This is a genomic window from Bradyrhizobium sp. AZCC 1721 (assembly GCF_036924715.1).
Taxonomy (GTDB): domain Bacteria; phylum Pseudomonadota; class Alphaproteobacteria; order Rhizobiales; family Xanthobacteraceae; genus Bradyrhizobium.
Window position 1 is genome coordinate 4,585,685 of record NZ_JAZHSB010000001.1, and the last position, 16,989, is coordinate 4,602,673.

The window sequence follows — 16,989 nt, forward strand, 5'->3', positions numbered from 1 at the left end:
CTCCCGTTCTAGAGTATGAAGTCTCCTGCCGAAAGTATGTGACGGCCGACCAGGTCGATCTGAAATTCCGCCGCCGCGTCGGCGTCGATACTGCCCTCCACGATTGTGTGCTCGATGCCGTTTGCGTCCGTCTCGTAGTGATACCCGAGCTGGCCTCGCCCGAGCTGGCCCACACCACCGACGACGTTGATGAGTTCGCCGACAAACACGAACTCGGGGTTGCCGGCCTGGCCGCCATTGGCGTCGATTCCGCTCAGATCGAAGCGATCGGCCGCAGGCACAAAATCGGTGATGATATCCCGATTGGCGTCAATGCCAGCGGCATTGGTGCTTGCGAATACGAAGGTGTCATTGCCTGTTCCGCCACTAAAGGTGTTGTGCGCATTGCTGGCTGTGATCGTGTCTTGGCCGGAGCCCCCCACCACATTTTCTATGGTCGTTAGGGTATCGGTGCCGATCTCGCTGCTGGACGCTGTCCCTGTTACCAGATTGATGGTCGCGTCGGCAGCGAGTCCAGCAAGGCTATAAGTATCGCTCCCGCCATTGCCAGCGTAGCCATCGTTGCCATCACCCGCCGTGGCGATGAACGTATCGTCGCCAGCTCCCCCACCCAGTATATCATTGCCACCTAGGCCGACGATCGTGTCGTTCCCGCCAGCGCCCGACAGCGTATCGGCGTTACCGCCGCCGGCGATTGTGTTGGCCAAGCCGTTGCCGGTACCATTGAAGTTTCCGGTGCCCACGTAGGTCAGGTTCTCGGTACTCGCTGACAAAGTATAGGCCGCGCTCGCCGCCATCACGGTGTCCGTGCCTGCGTTCGCAACTTCGACGACGACATCCGACTGGTTGTCGACAGAATAGGTATCGTTGCCGCCGAGGCCGACCAGCCGGTCGACGCCTCCCGCGCCATCGAGCGTATCATTGCCGGCACCGCCCGTGATCGAATTGGCGAGTGCGTTGCCGGTACCCGTGAAATCGCCGCTGCCGACGAACGTGAGGTTTTCGACGTTGGCGATCCCGGCGAGCGCAAACACCGCGAGTGCCGTCCGGATCGTGTCCGTCCCCTCGCCGGCATTCTCGACGACGATATCCTCAGAACTGTCCACCACATAGCCATCGTTGCCTGCACCGCCGGTCATCGTATCTCGACCTGTCCCGCCATCGAGCACGTCAGCGCCGGCGCCGCCAATGAGCACGTCGTTTCCTGTAAGCCCCAGCAGCGTATCATTCCCACCCTGACCATTGAGCGTGTCTTCCTCGGCTGTTCCGGTCAGAGTGTTAGCGGCGCCATTGCCCGTTAGGGATGTGCCGGCCGTATTTTGGACCGTGACCGCAATCGCCTGCGTATCCATTCCGCCGTTGCTATCAGATACTTGGACGATGACGTCGTAGACGTTATCGGTTCCGGCATCGCTCGGTGTCTCAAAATCAGGCGCTGTGACGAATGAGAGCGCGCCGCTGCTCCCGTCAATCTGGAATAGCCCCGCATCGGCGCCGCCGCCGATTGTATAGGTCAGCGTCTGTCCGGGGTCCGGGTCTGTCGCCACCACGGTCGTGACCACCGTCACGTTCTCAGACACCACGCGAGCCGCCGTTTCGCCGCCGCCGTCGGAGGTGATAAAGGGCGACTGGTTAATAAGTTGGGCGGCCGGAATAATTCCATCGGCGAAGGCGAAGAACTCTACGTTTCGCACCGTATCGGTCGCATCGGGGGAGCCGGCGCGAAGATCAGTGATGGTAACGCTCCCGTCTCCGTTCAGCTCGATCGAATAGTTCGCCCTCATACCTGAATAGACAGCGGTGTCGATATCCGTACCGCCGTCGATGTTATCGATGCCTGCACTTCCCTCAAGTGTGTCGTCACCACTATTTCCGACCAGAATGTCGTCGCCACCCTGCCCACCAATGACGTCCGATTGCGAGGACCCCGTCACCGTGTCGGCTCCCGCGGAGCCATTGACGGTGACCGTGTCTTCTCCCGTATTCCAGTCGGCAAACGACCAGCCCGACAGGTCGAGCGATCCGGACGGCGTCATATTGATGGCAACGGCGTCCGTTGAGCGGCCATAGGCTGCAGGCTTGCCCGACACAATCAACGCTGACAGTGCAGCCTCTCCGATCTGATCGGAGTTGAAGACCACAGTGTTTGTTGCGCTGCCTCCCAGAAACGTCAAGGCTTCGATGGACGCTATGGTAGTACCGGAAAAATCCGTCGGCGCCGGTTCCGCGTGCTGTATTCTGATTATGTCGAAACCCGCACCACCATCGTAGGTTTCGCCAGCAACGACTTCTCCCGCCTGGAAAATTCGGAAGATATCGGTGCCGTCTCCGCCTGACAGATAATCCTGTCCCATTCCTCCGCCCAAATATTCGTCTTGTGCCGACCCCGAGATCGTGTCGTCCCCGATGGTCCCGCCAAGAAAGATCTGCTTGGACGGATTCCAATTGAGGAACGTCCAGCCGGAAATGTCGACGACAGGCCCGCCTATGGACAGAACAGCGAACCCTGCATTCCCCGTTACCACGAGGTTCGGCGAAAGCCCCGCTCCAAGGTGATCCGAAGTAAAGCTGGGGGAGTCAAAACCGGACGTGTAGGTGAGGGCCTCGATGGAGTTCAACGTGACCCCTTCGAACTCCATGAAGCCGGCAATTTGCAGGGTGTCCAGCCCGCCTCCACCATCGTATATCTCCCCACCGACAACATCGCCCGCTATGGCCAGAAGCGTATCGTCCCCCTCGCCCCCGAGCAGGCTGTCGACACCACCCCGTCCGTCGAGCGTGTCATTGCCGGCAAGGCCGCTAATCGTGTCCTCCTCGTTCGTTCCTACCAGGTTATTGTCGCCCGCATCTCCAACAATGCTGCCCGAAACGTTTGTTACGGTGATTGCGAGCGCCTGCGTGTCGGTTGCTCCGCTGCCATCTGAAACGCTGATCGTCAGATTGTAGACGTTATTGCTCCCCGCGTCGGCCGGCGCCTCGAAGTTCGGCGCAGAGACGAACGAGAGCGCGCCGGTATTGGCGTCAATCTCGAACTGCCCGGCATCCGCTCCGCCTGCGATGGCATACGTCAGTGCCTGGCCCGCATCCGGATCGGAGGCGACGAAGGTCGTTGCGGACGCGGTGTTTTCGGCAATCGAGATTGCCATCACATCCGGAGTGCCAAAGGTGCTGTCCAGGCTGCCGTCGGTATTATAGCGAACGAGCGCGAAATCGGCATTCACTCCGTTGCTGCTATATCCCGCGAGCAAGATTCTTCCGTCGGGCTGCAATTTGACGCTATAGCCTTCGTCCGAGCCAGCACCGATCTGCGTCGTGAGCTTGCCGCCGTCGCCGAACGACGTATCGAGGCTGCCGTCGGTATTGTAACGGACAATGGCAAAGTCGGTGTTCGCCCCATTAAAGCTGCTGCCCGCCACCAGGATCCTGCCGTCGGCCTGGATCGTGACGCTGCTCCCGACGTCGTTGCCCGCCGCGATACTGGTCGTTACCCTGCCGCCGTCGCCGAACGACGTGTCGAGACTGCCATCTGCGTTGTACCGCACGACCGCGATGTCGCCCTGACTGATTCCTGCGACGACGATCCTGCCGTCGGCCTGAACGGCGACGCTCTGACCAACATCGTTTGTGTGGCCGAAGTCGGTCGTCACTCTGCCGTCTTCACCAAAATCCGTGTCTAGCGAACCGTCCGCGTTGTAGCGGACAACGGCGATATCGTTCGTCCCAAAAAACAGACTATGACCAGCGGCGAGGATCTTGCCGTCCGGCTGCACCACGACGCTGTAGCTTGCCTCATGCGTGCCGATTCGCGTTGTGACCCGTCCATCACCGTTGAACGAAAAGTCGAGGCTGCCGTCGGCATTGTATCTGACGAGCGCAAAATCGAAGCCAGAGATGTTAGCATTGAAGCTGTAGCCTGAAACCACGATCTTTCCGTCGGGCTGCAGCCCGACGCTCTGGCCAAAGTCGTCGACCAGCAGATCTGTAATGACCTTGCCGCCGTCGCCGAAACTGGTGTCCAGGCTGCCATCGGCGTTGTATCGCACGATGGCGAAGTCGGATTCCGCGCCCGACCCAGTATAGCCCGCAACCAGAATCTTGCCGCTAGGATCTACGACAACACTGTATCCATTGCCATCGGCGCCGCCAAAATCGGTGATTACCTTTCCATCGCCACCAAAACTCGTGTCTACATGGCCATCGATCTCATAACGAACTAGGGCGAAGTCGATACCCGTGCCGTTGAAGCTGCTGCCTGCCACCAAGATCTTCCCGTCAGGCTGTATGGCTACGCCTCGACCGAAGTCATCACCGGGTCCAATAGCCGTCGTCGTCATGCTGTCGCCGACGAATGTTGGCGCCTCGTTGACGTTGCCGACCGTCACGGCAATCGCCTGCGTATCGGTGCCGCCGTAGCCGTCGGAGACCTGGACGGTGACGTCGTAGACATTGTTGGTGCCGGCGTTGGCCGGCGCCTCAAAGTCCGGCGCGGTGACAAAAGCCAGCGCGCCGGTATTGGCGTCGACAGTGAAGAGGCTCGCATCTACGCCCCCGACGATCGTATAGCTCAGCGTCTGCCCGGCGTCCGGGTCGGTGGCCGTCACCGTCGTGACGGCGATCGTGTTCTCTGCCACCGACACAGCCGCGGTATCGCTCCCGCCGTCCGACGTGATCGCCGGCGCGGTGCTTTCGGTCACATCGCTCACCGCGATCGTGAAGGTCTCCTCGCGCGTCAGCCCGCCCAAATCGGTGACGCGCACGATGAGGTCATGTGAGGTCGCACTTTCGAAGTCGAGGCCCGTTCCCGTGGCGACGATCTGATTGCCGTTGGCGAACGCAAACCGGCCCCCGGCGTCATCGACGAGATCAAAGCTGGTGGTGTCGTCATTGTCGACGTCGGTCGCCGACAATGTGCCAACAACCGTGCCGGCCGCCGCATTCTCGACGACTGTGTCGCCCGCGAGGGCGACGTCTGTCGGCGCGTCGTTCGTGCCGGTGACGGTGATGGAGACCGTCTCTGTATCGATGCCGCCTGCACCGTCCGATACACGGATCGTGAAATCGTCCTTCACCGTCTCGCCGGCAGCCAGCGCCTGTACATTGGCCTGGCCGTTGTCCAGATTATAGGTCCACTGCCCAGCCTGATTGATGTTAAGGGTGCCGTAGATGCCGGTGAGCGCAGAGTCAGTAATCTGCGGCGCGTAGCTGACGATCTGGGCAAGCGTCCAGTTCTCGTCATCGCCGGTGAAGCCGGGGGTCTCCGTGCCGAAAATGCGGCCAATCTCGCTGAAGCTCTGCGTGCCGACAACGACGCCGCCCGCGAGGTAATCAAACGATGCTTGGATCGCACCCACGTCGGCCGTCGAGTGCGACAACCGCAACACAATCTGGTCGGCACCGGGCGGGGGATTCAGCAATATCGACTGGATGATGGTCACTGTGTCCGCAGCGAAATCGAGCTCCAGCAGCTGAGCAATGACGACTCCGTTCAGTGCGCGACGCACGACCAGTTCTATTGCGTCATCACCTCGCTGATCGGGCGGCGTACCGCTGCCTCCTTGCAGGCGATCCGACAGCCGGATGCCGTAGGCTTCACGCGAACTGTCCGGAAGGATCAGGTCGAACCGGCCTTCGACAGTGAAATCATCGTCGCTCTTGAGACCCTGCGCCAAGTTGGCGGGATCAATGTTAGTCCGAAGAGTGGCAAACTGGCCTACGAAGGGATCTGGCGTGCCGACGCCCACACTAGGCACGGCGCCGCTGTCGTCCATGAAGAGGCGTCCGCCGTTTTCGGTGAAGGTTCCGTTCACCCCATAAGACGGTGGACTGCTGCCGGCAGGCACGCTGGGAGGCGGCGTCCCGTCGTCGAACTCATCAGTAAATATGGTGGCTCCGTTCTTGGCGATGTTCAGGCTATCCATCGAGAACGTGTAATCGGCGCCGCTGGCTGCGTTGCCGCCCACGACCGACCAGAGCTGGATCGCTCCTGCGTCCTCATCGGTAGCGGCCATCGTGCCCGATATTGACAGTGTCACGTCTTCCTGGACCGCGCCGACAACTGGCGGCGTCGTGATCACGGGCGCCTCGTTGGCGTTCGTCACGGTGACCGCGATCGCCTGCGTGTCGATGCCACCGTTACCGTCGGAAACCTGCACCGTGACGTCGTAGACGTTGTCGCTGCCGGCGTCGGCCGACGCCTCGAAGTCGGGTGCCGCGTTGAAGGATACTGCGCCGGTGCTGGCATCGATGGTGAAAAGACCTGCATCCGCCCCGCCGGCGATCGCATAGGTCAGCGTCTGTCCGGCATCCGGGTCGGTGGCTGTCACCGTCGTGACGGTCGTCGTGTTCTCGGCGAGCGTAATGAAAGCATCGTCGCCGCCGCCGTCTGAGGTGATGGCGGGCGCCTGGTTGTCGGGCACGACCTCGAAGATCTGCGCCCGCACGGCAATCAAGGACGTGTCGTCGCCCGTCTGACTCCTATCACTCCATGCGATGACGAAACGCCCGTCGCTCAGGGAGGTGATGGTCGGCCCAGCCTGGTCACTTATCGTTGTGGTATTGACCAGGAACTCAGAACCGGAGGGTGTGCCATCGGCGTTGAATACCTGCGCCCGCACGGCGGCGCCGGACGTGTCGCCGCCCGTCTGGCTCAAATCAGTCCACACGACGACAAAACGTCCGTCGGCCAGTGCACTGATGGTAGGCGACTCCTGGTGGGATGTCGTCGTGGTGTTAACCAGAAGCTCGGAACCGAACGGCGTGCCATCGGCGTTGAACACCTGGGCCCGCACCGCAGCACTGGAGGTGTCGCCGCCCGTCTGACTAAAATCAGTCCACGCGACCACAAACCGCCCGCCGGCCAAGGCGGTGATCGTAAACGCAACCTGGCTGCTTGCCGTTGTGGTATTGACCAGGAACTCAGAACCGGAGGGTGTGCCATCGGCGTTGAATACCTGCGCCCGTACGGCAGTACCGGACGTATCGCCGCCCGTCTGGCTCAAATCAGTCCACGCGACCACAAAACGCCCATCAGCCAAGGCGGTGATAGTAGGTAGATCCTGGACCCTTGCCGTGGATGTGGTGACCAGAAGCTCGGAACCGGACGGCGTGCCATCGGCGTTGAACACCTGGGCCCGCACGGCCCAATAGCCGCTCCCACTACTAACATCCACCCAGGCGACAACGAAACGCCCACCGGGAAGAGCGGTGATGGCAGGATCCCGCTGGGATGCCGCCGTTGAATTGACCAAGAACTCGGAGCCGGACGGCGAGCCATTGACATTGAATATCTGCGCACGCACGGCATAAAGGGTCTGCCCGGGGCTGTTATCCGTCCACGCGATGACAAAACGCCCGTCGGCCAGGGCGGTGATGCTAGGGTCAAACTGGTTGCTTGCCGTAGTTGTATTGACCAAGAATTCGGAACCGGACAGCGAGCCATCGGCATTGAACATCTGCGCTCGCAGAGCGTCTCCATCCGTGTCGCCGCCCGTCCGACTGGCATCAGCCCACGCAACGACAAAACGTCCGTCTGCCAGGACGGTAATGGTCGGGTCGACTTGGTTGCCTGCCGTCGTGGTGTTGACCAGGAATTCGGAGCCGATGAATTGGACGGCCATTTGCTGCCTCCTCCAAGACAGCGCGCCGTTGACCTGGTTTTTGGGGTTCTTGCGCCGGCTCCTCAGCGCGCCTAGTGAAAGAATTCTAGGCAACCCGCGACCGGCGGGAATGATACAAATGTACCAATCCCCCTACCTCGTTCGAGTAGGTCAGACGGGAAGAAGATCTACCGAACCCCGAACATGCCGAGCGTACGGACGATCGTTGTCACGAGTTCGGCTTGTCGCCGCGTGTTGGTCTTCTCGAAAACAGACGCGATCTGGTTGCGTACGGTGTTGCGCGAGTGCCCGCTGTCTCGGGCATACTCCGCCAGCGTCCGGCCCGCGATCAGCGCGCTGACGAGCCGCGCCTCGGCGGCGGACAATTTGAAAGCTGCCTGGATCACCTCTGCGGGAATGGACAGCGTATACTCGGCCGCTACCACGAGCACGAGAGCGGTCGCCCCGGCGCGGAGATCGAGCATGAATTGCGAGCGATGATTTGCTCCGTTTGCTTGCCCCGACTGCATCGAGACTGCCCAAGCGACGAAAGCTCGTCCAGATGCGCGCGAAGTCAAGCGCACGGGCTGCGTTGCTGGTGCCATTGGCGGGCACAAGGCGTGTGTGATGGCGGCATCGAACGCTGCGTTCTCCGTACAATTGGCAGCACATAGTCGCTTGGAATGATCTGTGCGCAGCACACTTTCACGCCGCAACAGGTCTTCGGCCTTTTGATTGGCAAGCAAGAGCCGCCCGGCCCCATCGACCACGAACGCGGCGAGCCTCAGCGCATCAAGTCCGGTCCCGAGCGTTCGCTCCGCCGTGCGCGCAGCCGCCATGACGCGATTGATCTCGACGGCACGCATCAGGTGCGGCACCAGCAGCGCGAACCGGCGTTCGTAAGTTTCCCTGTCGTTGCGATACACCGATTCGTGCGGACAGATGGCCAGAAGCGTCACGCCGTGCCCATCATTGTGGAGCGATACACCCAGATGATCTGTGGTGATACCCTGCGGTTTCATGAAGTCGGCGTAAAACTCGGTACGTCTGGCGATCTCGGACGGGAGAAGCTCGCTCGCGTGAACTACCCTACCAACTGGGAGTGTTTCGAGTCGTGCGGGTGGGTAAGGATTGATGCTGTGGAAATGATTTGCATACGAGACGTTAAATGCGGGATCGTCCCCGAAATGTCGGAATGAAGGTGTCGCTGCCGTAGCCACATCATAGGAGTGCAAGACGCCGCACGCGCCACCAAATGGGCTAGGCAGCGCATCGAGGAACGCCTGCCATCGTTCGGGATCGAGCGCCGCGTCGTAAAGAAGATCGAGCAGTCGCGGGAGCTCTCTCTCATGAAAGGTCCGCATGGCACCGCTCCCCAGTCACTCGTCCGGGCCGAGGCGCAGACGCGGCGTCAGCGCCGCCACGACGCCAACCAGCTCCGCTTGCCGATGCACGCTGAGCTTGGTCATGGCGGCCGCCAACTGGTTGCGCGCGGTGGCGTGACAAACGCCAAGCCGATCGGCAGCTCTCTGCACGCCGTCGCCCTCGGCGATGCGCAGAACGACATTCGCCTCGGCATTTGACAGGCCATAGAGGCTCTTGAGCATCTCGCTCGGCAGCGTTGGTGCGCGTCGCCCGTCGCTGATCAACACGAGGGCAAGCCCGGGATCCGCGCCTAGAGTCGCGAGCGGCCTTGAGATCGTGAACGGCAACACGAGAACCGGGCAGCGCCCGCTGCCCCCATTCGTCACCATGAAGGTCGCCGGAGGCGGCGCCTTCGCCGTCACGAAAGTACTTTGGAGCGCGCGACGAAATGCTTCGTCGGCCTGATGCGCGATGAACGTTAGCTCAGATGCCGGCGAGATGCGGACGAGCCGATGTTGTTCCAGCAAAACGACGGCGCGCTGACTGGCGGCCACCACCTTGCGTGGCGGACGCACCAGGAATGCGGCCCCGGAGATTCGATCGAGCAGCCCCTGCAATCCCGTCTCGGTAGCCCGCGCCGCGCGCAGGCGGGAGGTCACTTCGAGCGCCCGCGCAAAGTGCCGGCCGACGCTGTGCAGGAATTGCGCGGCGGGCGCTTCGAGATGCGACAGGCGCTCCGGGATATCGCAGCTGAGCCGCGTCAGGGAGCCGGGCGATCGCTTGAACGTCAAGTTGGCGCCGTGTGTATAGTCGCCGGCGGGTTTCAGCCATTCGTGATAGAAGGGCTGCCGGTCAAGCCATTGCCGGCCGAACATCTGGGACGCGCGCGCCACCTGTCCCGGCGCAACGCACCGCAACAGATCGTTGTATGGATTCAGCTTATAAAAATGCGCGAGGTACTGCCTGATCGATTCCGGGTCCCAACCGGCTGTGGTTGTCGGCGGAAGATGGCCAACGCCGTCCATGCAGATGAACAGACTGAAGGCCGTCCCTGGAAACAGGCTCTGGCAGCTCGCCACCACCTCCGGCCAGCGTGCAGGATCGCAGCCAGCCTGGTAGATCTGATCAACTGTCTCGAGCAGAGCTTTGGTGGAAACAGCCATCCCCGCGCCCAATCAATAACTATTCAGAAAAAGCAATACCCAAACCATTTGCGCCCACCGGCTAACCTCCCCGCGGCCTTGGCGTCATCTCGAAGCCTATGCCACAGGGCTGTGTCCGGTGGTCGCACTTTCCGTCGCGCCGATCTGGCTAGGATTGTAAGCACTCGAAACAGTGCTAAGCGCCGACGAATTATCCAAGGTCAATTTTCAGCCGCAGGAATGCGAATTCCGACGCCGTCACTGCGGTACCTGCCGATGGCATCGACGCTGCCAGTTAAGAAAACGGAGAGTTCGGCGTGCGTCGCCGTTTCATGAGCAGCTGTCAGGCGCCCAACGCGCCTGCGTCATTCTGGCGTTTTTTCGATCTGGAAGGCAAGGCCATGCTCCCGCTGGAGGGCGCACCCCGTAGTCCTACGGTGCTGGCCACAGGCCGGATGTTCGATGCAGCACATCACAAACCTGCCGCCAGAATAGTACGGTTTCGAGTCTGACGCGATAACGTGCTTGCAGTCGGCTCTGTCCCCGATGCGCCACCGAGGAAGCCGTCTCAGCGCTGGTTCTTTACCTCCCCTTCACATGTCCGTTGTAGATCATGCGGCACCTACGCGGCGGGCATGGGGCGCACGGCACCAACATTGGCGGCCGACGGCAATGCGATGTCACTCTCGAAAGCTCGGTGGCCTTCGCTTCGCCTTGCGCGCCATCGGCAACGCGGACGTAGCCAAGCCGCTTGAGCACCGCCGCATCAGCGTGCAGCGTCTCGCGGTAACTAAGCGACAATCTTGATCAGGACTCGGGCTGCGTGCGTGCAACAGCCTCCAGGGCTTCGACGTCGTGCTGCTGCCAGATGGCGGCGAGATCGGCAACGAAGCTATCAGCGAGCCTGTTGCGCGATCTCGCGGCCTTCCAGCGGGATTGCCCGATCGTCCTTTCTCGAATGGCCTGCGACAACTCGCTGTTGCTCTGGATAAAAGACCGGTGGCCGGATATTCGCCGGGCGGGTTCGGGGCCCTCGCCCCAGTTTCGGACCTGATCTCGCGTCACGTTGGTAACGCCGCGCGGCGGCGTCAGGCCTCGACGGGCTGACGCTTCGCAATCCTAGCGACGGTTGCGCGGCTAATCTGCCTCACTACTCAGGGAAACGCCATTAAAACGGTACGAACGGATTCGAGGAATTTCGCCACCTCGACGCCGGTTGCTGTCACCGGATAGCATCTGCGCCGCCAACAGAACTTGCGAGGAAGCCGATCCCGTCTCGCCGGAGCCGCGCTCAACGTCGCTGACGTTAGACGAGACCTGCTGGGTCCCCTGCGCGGCCTGCTGCACGTTGCGAGAGATTTCCTGCGTCGCCGCGCCCTGCTCTTCAACCGCCGCCGCGATGGTGGAGGAGATTTCTGACAGGCGCTCGATGGTGCCAGAAATTGCCCTGATTGCGCCGACCGACGCCGCTGTGCTCTCGTAAGCGGACATCGACATCCTGAACGCTCAGGTCCGAAAAGTGCCAACAGCTGACTCACGTCTGCCCAATCCGAACTCAACCACCTCGTCGACCCGGCGAGGAGCGACGCCGGCATCGCCGAAGAGAATCCTGGGGCGGTGGCAGCGTCGTCAGTGGCAGGCGCCGAGCCGAGCCTCGCTGAGTCGAATGAGATCTCGCGGAGCGACTTGGTCCGCGCCGGTTGGGACGACGTCAGGTATCCGGCCAGCTCCTGTATCTGTCCCTGACTTTCAATCTTTGATAAAGTCTCCTGGTTGACGCGAAGAGGGGCCAATGGATCCCCCAATTTCGTCAGTTCCAGATGCGGGTTTAAAGGCTTCCGGTGCGAAGGTGCACGGAGTGCTGTGGGACGTCAGTGACCGAGATTCGGTTCAGCGCGCTGCAAACGAAACGCTTGCCATCTTCGGTAAAGTTCACGTCGTTTGCAACAATGCCGGCGTTGGCGTCGGCGGGCAATTCGAAGCGATTGCGCCGAACGACTGGGAATCGGGTCATCGGAGTAAACCTCATGGGCGTCATCCACGGGATTCGGGCCTTCCTGCCGCACGTCAAGGCGCATGGCGAGGACGGTCACATCATCAACACTGCATCGTTGGCCGGGCTCGCTTGTGTCCTCCGGGAACTGCACCATACAATGCATCAAAATTCGGGGTCATAGCTCTCTCCGAAACGCTTGCTGCCGAATTGGCCGGCACCGCGATCGGCGTCAGCGTCCCATGTACGTCATTTGTCCGTACGCGGATTGCTACGTCTGCCCGCAACCGCCCACCGCGCTTCGGTGGCCCGCTTAATCAACCTTCAACCGCGCCAATGCACAACGGGCAGCACTCGTGGACACGGGATGGGAGCCGCAAACGGTTGCGCGCAGCGTGATGATCGCATTACGTGACAACGATCTCTATATCTTCACGACCCTGAGCTGAGCGGTATTATTGAGGAGCGATTTAGCAAAATTCTCGCCGCTTTCGACAAAGCAGCGGCGATGCAGCACGCCACATTCCGCGGTGAGAGTCGCGGACCCACTCGCTGTCGAGGGCTCCCGCAGAATTGGCTGAGCCCGATCCTGCAGAGCGTTGCACCGCACGATTATCCCATTCGATGGGTCACTGCGTCGTCGGGTTGACGCTCCACGTATGCGCCTTGATACGCAAAGCGGGCCCGTCCTTCTCCGCTACGAGCAAGAAGTTTCCGCTGATGTCCGCTGTCTGCTTGTCGGGCAGGTTGATATTTCCAGTCCAGGTACCTTGCTCCCACACGACATTTCCATCAGCCGAGCAGCGCCCCTGCTGGATCTCCAGATGATTCCAGACCTTGGTTGCAACTTCGCCCCATTGTTCAATCCCATCCCGGCCGCTGACACTCTGCTGTCCGGCCGGCACGAGAACGGCGTCGTCAGAAAACAAAGCCGCCCAACGGTGCGCGTCGTGAGCATTGACCGTCTCGACGAACCTAGAGTTCAAGTCAGCAAACGCCTGCGAAATATCCATAGCCGCCTCCTGAACGTGCGATGAGACTTGCAGTACTTGCCAGATGCTCGGTGACGATCTCACCATCGCGTTCCGCACGTGGCGAACTGCGTTTGTGATTAGTCACTCGCCGGCAGCCTACTCCTTCTGAGCGGCGCCGTCAGCTTGCATTGTCCAACCATTAGCTGAAAGCAATCGTAGGTGGCGGCTAAACGCGCCGCAGTTTGCAGGTGCGGCGCAGCCATCAGAAGCCAAAGGCGGCCTCGGGTTCACTTCCGGGTCCAGGTCGTCATCGACCCATGAAACCTTCCAAATGACGACGGCCCTTGGGCAGAGATATCCTGACCTGTATTTGAGATTTTGGTAAAGTCCTGAAGTTCAGGTTCGCATGAAGGGGTCCAGATGCCCCACCCAACGTCGGTTGCAGAGTGGTTGACGACCGTCGGAATGCCTGAGTACGCGGTCCGTTTTGCCGAGAACGATATCGACCTCTCCGTCTTGGTCCATTTGACCGATCAGGATTTGAAGGAGCTCGGTGTCTCGCTCGGTCATCGCCGAAAGCTGCTGGCGGGGATTGCCGAACTGCCAGGTGCCATTCGCGCCGGATCCCCTTGCGCGCCGTTCGGGCCGATGCGGCATGACGATGCCGAGCGCCGCCAGATTTCCATCATGTTCTGCGACCTGGTCGGGTCCACCACGCTGTCGACGCGACTCGATCTCGAGGACCTGCGCGCGGTCATCGGGACGTATCACCGATGTTGCGCGGAGTTGATCGGACGACACGGCGGTTTCATCGCGAAGTACCTGGGGGACGGTGTACTCGCTTATTTCGGCTATCCGCACGCGAGCGAACACGACGCCGAGCGCGCCGTCCGAGCGGGCCTCTCACTCATAGAGGCCGTGCCGAACCTTCAGACCGCCGCCGGCGTGCCGTTGAGCGTAAGGATCGGGATCGCGACCGGGTTGGTCGTGGTCGGCGACCTCATTGGGACGGGCGCGGCTCTAGAGCAAGCGGTCGTCGGCGAGACCCCGAACCTCGCGGCCCGGCTCCAGGCGTTGGCGGAGCCGGGCACCGTCGTCATCGCGTCGACTACCCGCGATCTGATAGGTGGCCTCTTCGAGTACCGCGATCTCGGCGCCGTTCCGCTGAAGGGCTTCGACCAGAACGTCCAGGCCTGGCAAGTCGTGGCGGGCGAGGCGGCGGACAGCCGGTTCGAGGCGCTGCGCGCCGTCGGCACGCCGCTCATCGGTCGCGAGGACGAGATCGAGCTTCTCGCGCGGCGTTGGGAGCAGGCAAAGGCGGTAGAAGGTCGCGCAGTCCTGTTGTCGGGAGACCCGGGCGTCGGCAAGTCGCGGATCACCCAAGCCCTGCTGGAACGATTGGCTCACGAGCCGAACGCGCGCCTACGATATTTCTGCTCACCCCACCATCAGGACAGCGCACTATACCCGATTATCACGCAGTTGAAGCGCGCAGCGGGCATTCGCCGAAACGACACCGATGAGCAGCGCCTCGCCAAGCTCGAAGCAGTGCTCGCGCGCGCAACCCTCGATTTGGGTGAGTCCGTGCCTCTATTCGCCGAATTGCTGAGCGTACCGATCGGCGACCGCTATCCACCCCTCGAACTGACGCCACTGTCGCGCAAGGAGAAGACGCTTCACGCGCAGCTTGCCCTGACAGCGGGATTGGCCGCGCAGCAGCCGGTGCTGATGGTCTTCGAGGACGTGCACTGGAGCGATCCGACCACGCGAGACTTGCTGGAAATCCTCGTCGACCGGATATCGGGCTTGCGGGTACTCTTGATCGCCACCTTCCGACCGGAGTTTGCCCTACCGTGGGGCAATCGTCGGCACGTGGATCTGCTGAGCCTTGGCCGGCTGCCGCCCGAGCAATGTGCAAAGATGATCGGTCATCTGACGGGCGGCAAGGCGCTGCCGAAGGAGATCGCCGATCAGATTCTGGATCGTACCGATGGAGTTCCGCTGTTCGTCGAGGAGTTGACCAAAACGGTCCTGGAGAGCGGCCTGGTCAGGGAAGCCGGGAAGGCCTACCTCGCGACCGGTCTCGTCGGCTCGACGGCGATCCCGACGACGTTGCACGCGTCCTTGCTCGCCCGTCTCGACCGGCTGGCGCCGACGCGCGACTTGGCGCAAATCGGCGCCGCACTCGGCCGCAATTTCTCGTACGACCTCATCAGTGCCGTCGCGCAGCTTGCGAAGCGGCAACTGGACGAGTCGCTGATGCAGCTTGAGCGCGCCGAATTGATCTTCCGGCGGGGAACGCCGCCGGAAGCGGAATACACCTTCAAGCACGCGCTGGTGCAGGATGCCGCCTACAGCACGATGCTCCGAGAGAAACGGCAGCAGTTGCATGAGCGCATCGCCGCGGTCCTCGAGCTCGACTTCCCCGAGATACGAAGGACCCAGCCCGAAACCCTCGCCCGCCACTGCGCCGAAGCGGGTCTGACGGAAAAGGCAGTGGAGCTGTACATTTCGGCGTCGCAATGCGCGACCGCCGCGTCGAACAATATAGAGGCGGCGGCGCATCTCAAAAGGGCCCTCGCCCTAGTCAAGACGCTTCCGCCTCTGGCCCAGCGCACGATCGAACTGCGAAACCGGATCATGCTGGGTGGATGGTGGTGGTGGTCAGCCTGACGGCGCTCAAGGCACGACTTTCACGTCTCAGTATTTGAGTAATGGAGAGGCAGGAGGGAGAGATGATCGGAGATCTTGAAGGAAAGGTAGCCTTCGTGACCGGCGGGGCCAGTGGCATTGGCCTCGCCTTAGCGCGTGTCTTTGCCGAAGCAAAGCTAAAGGTAATGCTCGCTGATATTGAAGAAGACGCCCTGTATGCCGCGCTGGAGAACCTAAAGGCTTCCGGTGTTGAGGCACGCGGAGTCGTATGCGACGTGTCAGATCGCTCATCGGTGCAGCGCGCCGCAGGCGAAACGTTCGCAGTCTTCGGCAACGTTCATGTCGTATGCAACAATGCGGGTGTCGGCGTAGGGGGACCCATCGAGTCGATAGCCCCGGCGGACTGGGATTGGATGATCGGCGTCAATCTGATCGGTGCAATCTACGGCGTTCAGGCGTTCCTACCACATATCAAGGCGCATGGAGAGGGCGGCCATATCGTTAATACCGCGTCCATGGCAGGTCTAATTGGTCCGCCCGGAATAGCACCGTACAATGCCTCAAAGTCCGCGGTGATCAGCCTGACCGAGACGCTCGCTGCCGAGTTGGCCGGCACTGAAATCGGGGTGAGCGTGCTGTGTACGGCGTTCGTGCGTACGCGAATCGCGACGAGCGCTCGAAACCGCCCGCCACGCTTCGGCGCTCGCCTCGACGAGCCAGCCAACCCGCAAATGGCCGCCCTGGTCGACGCCGGGTTGGATCCAACAATTGTGGCCCGCCGCGTTTTAGCGGCAATCCGAGAAAATGATCTCTACATCCTTACGCATCCGGAGTTGCGCAGCGCAATTGCGGGACGTTTCGACCAGATACTTGCTGCTTTCGACAAATCCTCAATCCAAGTGTGAAACCGGTAGTCTGCCGCGCGTCTGCTTAGCCTTCGGTAGCGGTGCAAAACGGCGAATCGCCTGATGTCCGAATCGGTAGAGTCGAGGATGGGCGCGGTAGCTTGGCGCCTATGGCCAACGCCCCGTTTCCCATCCCCGCTCATCAAACCGGGCGTGCCGATTTCCGGCACCCGGCTTTCCGACTGGCTTCACCGCAAGGCACACGGAGACAAACTAACCGCACGCGGCTTCGGCACGGTGAGTAACTCTCCTTCGCCCCTCGACACAGCAATCTCCGGCGGCGCCTGTCATTGATGGTGTTTGCAGGCTCATCGCCAATCACCACGACCTCGCCATCTTCAAAAGCGCACCAGAAGTCGGGGC

General features: G+C 61.4%; 8 protein-coding genes and 2 pseudogenes. 5 read left to right on the forward strand and 5 right to left on the reverse strand.

Annotated elements, in window-relative coordinates; translation table 11 throughout:
- Positions 1-8 precede the first annotated feature (8 nt).
- The 4 genes and pseudogenes from V1273_RS22290 to V1273_RS22305 all read right to left on the reverse strand — a co-directional run.
- Entirely contained in the window at positions 9-7,616 is a 7,608-nt protein-coding gene (locus V1273_RS22290) for a beta strand repeat-containing protein (RefSeq protein ID WP_334410871.1), read from the reverse strand.
- 167 nt (positions 7,617-7,783) lie between these two features.
- Positions 7,784-8,959 (reverse strand): helix-turn-helix transcriptional regulator, encoded by a 1,176-nt coding sequence (locus tag V1273_RS22295; RefSeq protein ID WP_334381759.1) that lies wholly within the window; start codon positions 8,957-8,959, stop codon positions 7,784-7,786.
- Positions 8,960-8,974: 15 nt separating this feature from the next.
- The gene (locus V1273_RS22300) at positions 8,975-10,123 is read right to left on the reverse strand and encodes a helix-turn-helix transcriptional regulator (RefSeq protein ID WP_334381757.1); all 1,149 of its coding nucleotides are present in this window, start codon (positions 10,121-10,123) and stop codon (positions 8,975-8,977) included.
- A 1,133-nt stretch (positions 10,124-11,256) separates the two neighbouring features.
- Positions 11,257-11,575, reverse strand: a pseudogene (locus tag V1273_RS22305) (methyl-accepting chemotaxis protein); the annotation flags it as partial.
- 319 nt (positions 11,576-11,894) lie between these two features.
- Between V1273_RS22305 and V1273_RS34095 the strand changes: the two are divergent.
- The 3 genes and pseudogenes from V1273_RS34095 to V1273_RS34105 form a co-directional block, all read left to right on the forward strand.
- Positions 11,895-12,074, forward strand: a pseudogene (locus V1273_RS34095) (SDR family NAD(P)-dependent oxidoreductase); the annotation flags it as partial.
- A gap of 55 nt (positions 12,075-12,129) precedes the next feature.
- A complete protein-coding gene (locus V1273_RS34100; protein ID WP_442894102.1) occupies positions 12,130-12,279 on the forward strand; it encodes a hypothetical protein in 150 nt (49 codons plus the stop codon).
- Positions 12,228-12,494, forward strand: coding sequence for an SDR family NAD(P)-dependent oxidoreductase (locus V1273_RS34105; protein WP_442894164.1), 267 nt, complete (start codon positions 12,228-12,230; stop codon positions 12,492-12,494). Before V1273_RS34100 ends, V1273_RS34105 begins: the two co-directional genes overlap by 52 nt.
- A gap of 230 nt (positions 12,495-12,724) precedes the next feature.
- Here V1273_RS34105 and V1273_RS22310 read toward each other — a convergent pair whose 3' ends face one another.
- On the reverse strand, positions 12,725-13,108 hold the full coding sequence (locus V1273_RS22310) for a YybH family protein (RefSeq protein ID WP_334381756.1): 384 nt from the start codon (positions 13,106-13,108) through the stop codon (positions 12,725-12,727).
- Between the two features lie 381 nt (positions 13,109-13,489).
- Here V1273_RS22310 and V1273_RS22315 point away from each other — a divergent pair, with 381 nt between their 5' ends.
- Both V1273_RS22315 and V1273_RS22320 read left to right on the forward strand, forming a co-directional pair.
- Complete coding sequence (locus V1273_RS22315; protein WP_334381754.1) at positions 13,490-15,742, forward strand: adenylate/guanylate cyclase domain-containing protein; 2,253 nt, start codon at positions 13,490-13,492, stop codon at positions 15,740-15,742.
- Positions 15,743-15,804: 62 nt separating this feature from the next.
- The gene (locus V1273_RS22320; RefSeq protein WP_334381753.1) at positions 15,805-16,626 is read left to right on the forward strand and encodes an SDR family NAD(P)-dependent oxidoreductase; all 822 of its coding nucleotides are present in this window, start codon (positions 15,805-15,807) and stop codon (positions 16,624-16,626) included.
- Positions 16,627-16,989: the final 363 nt, after the last annotated feature.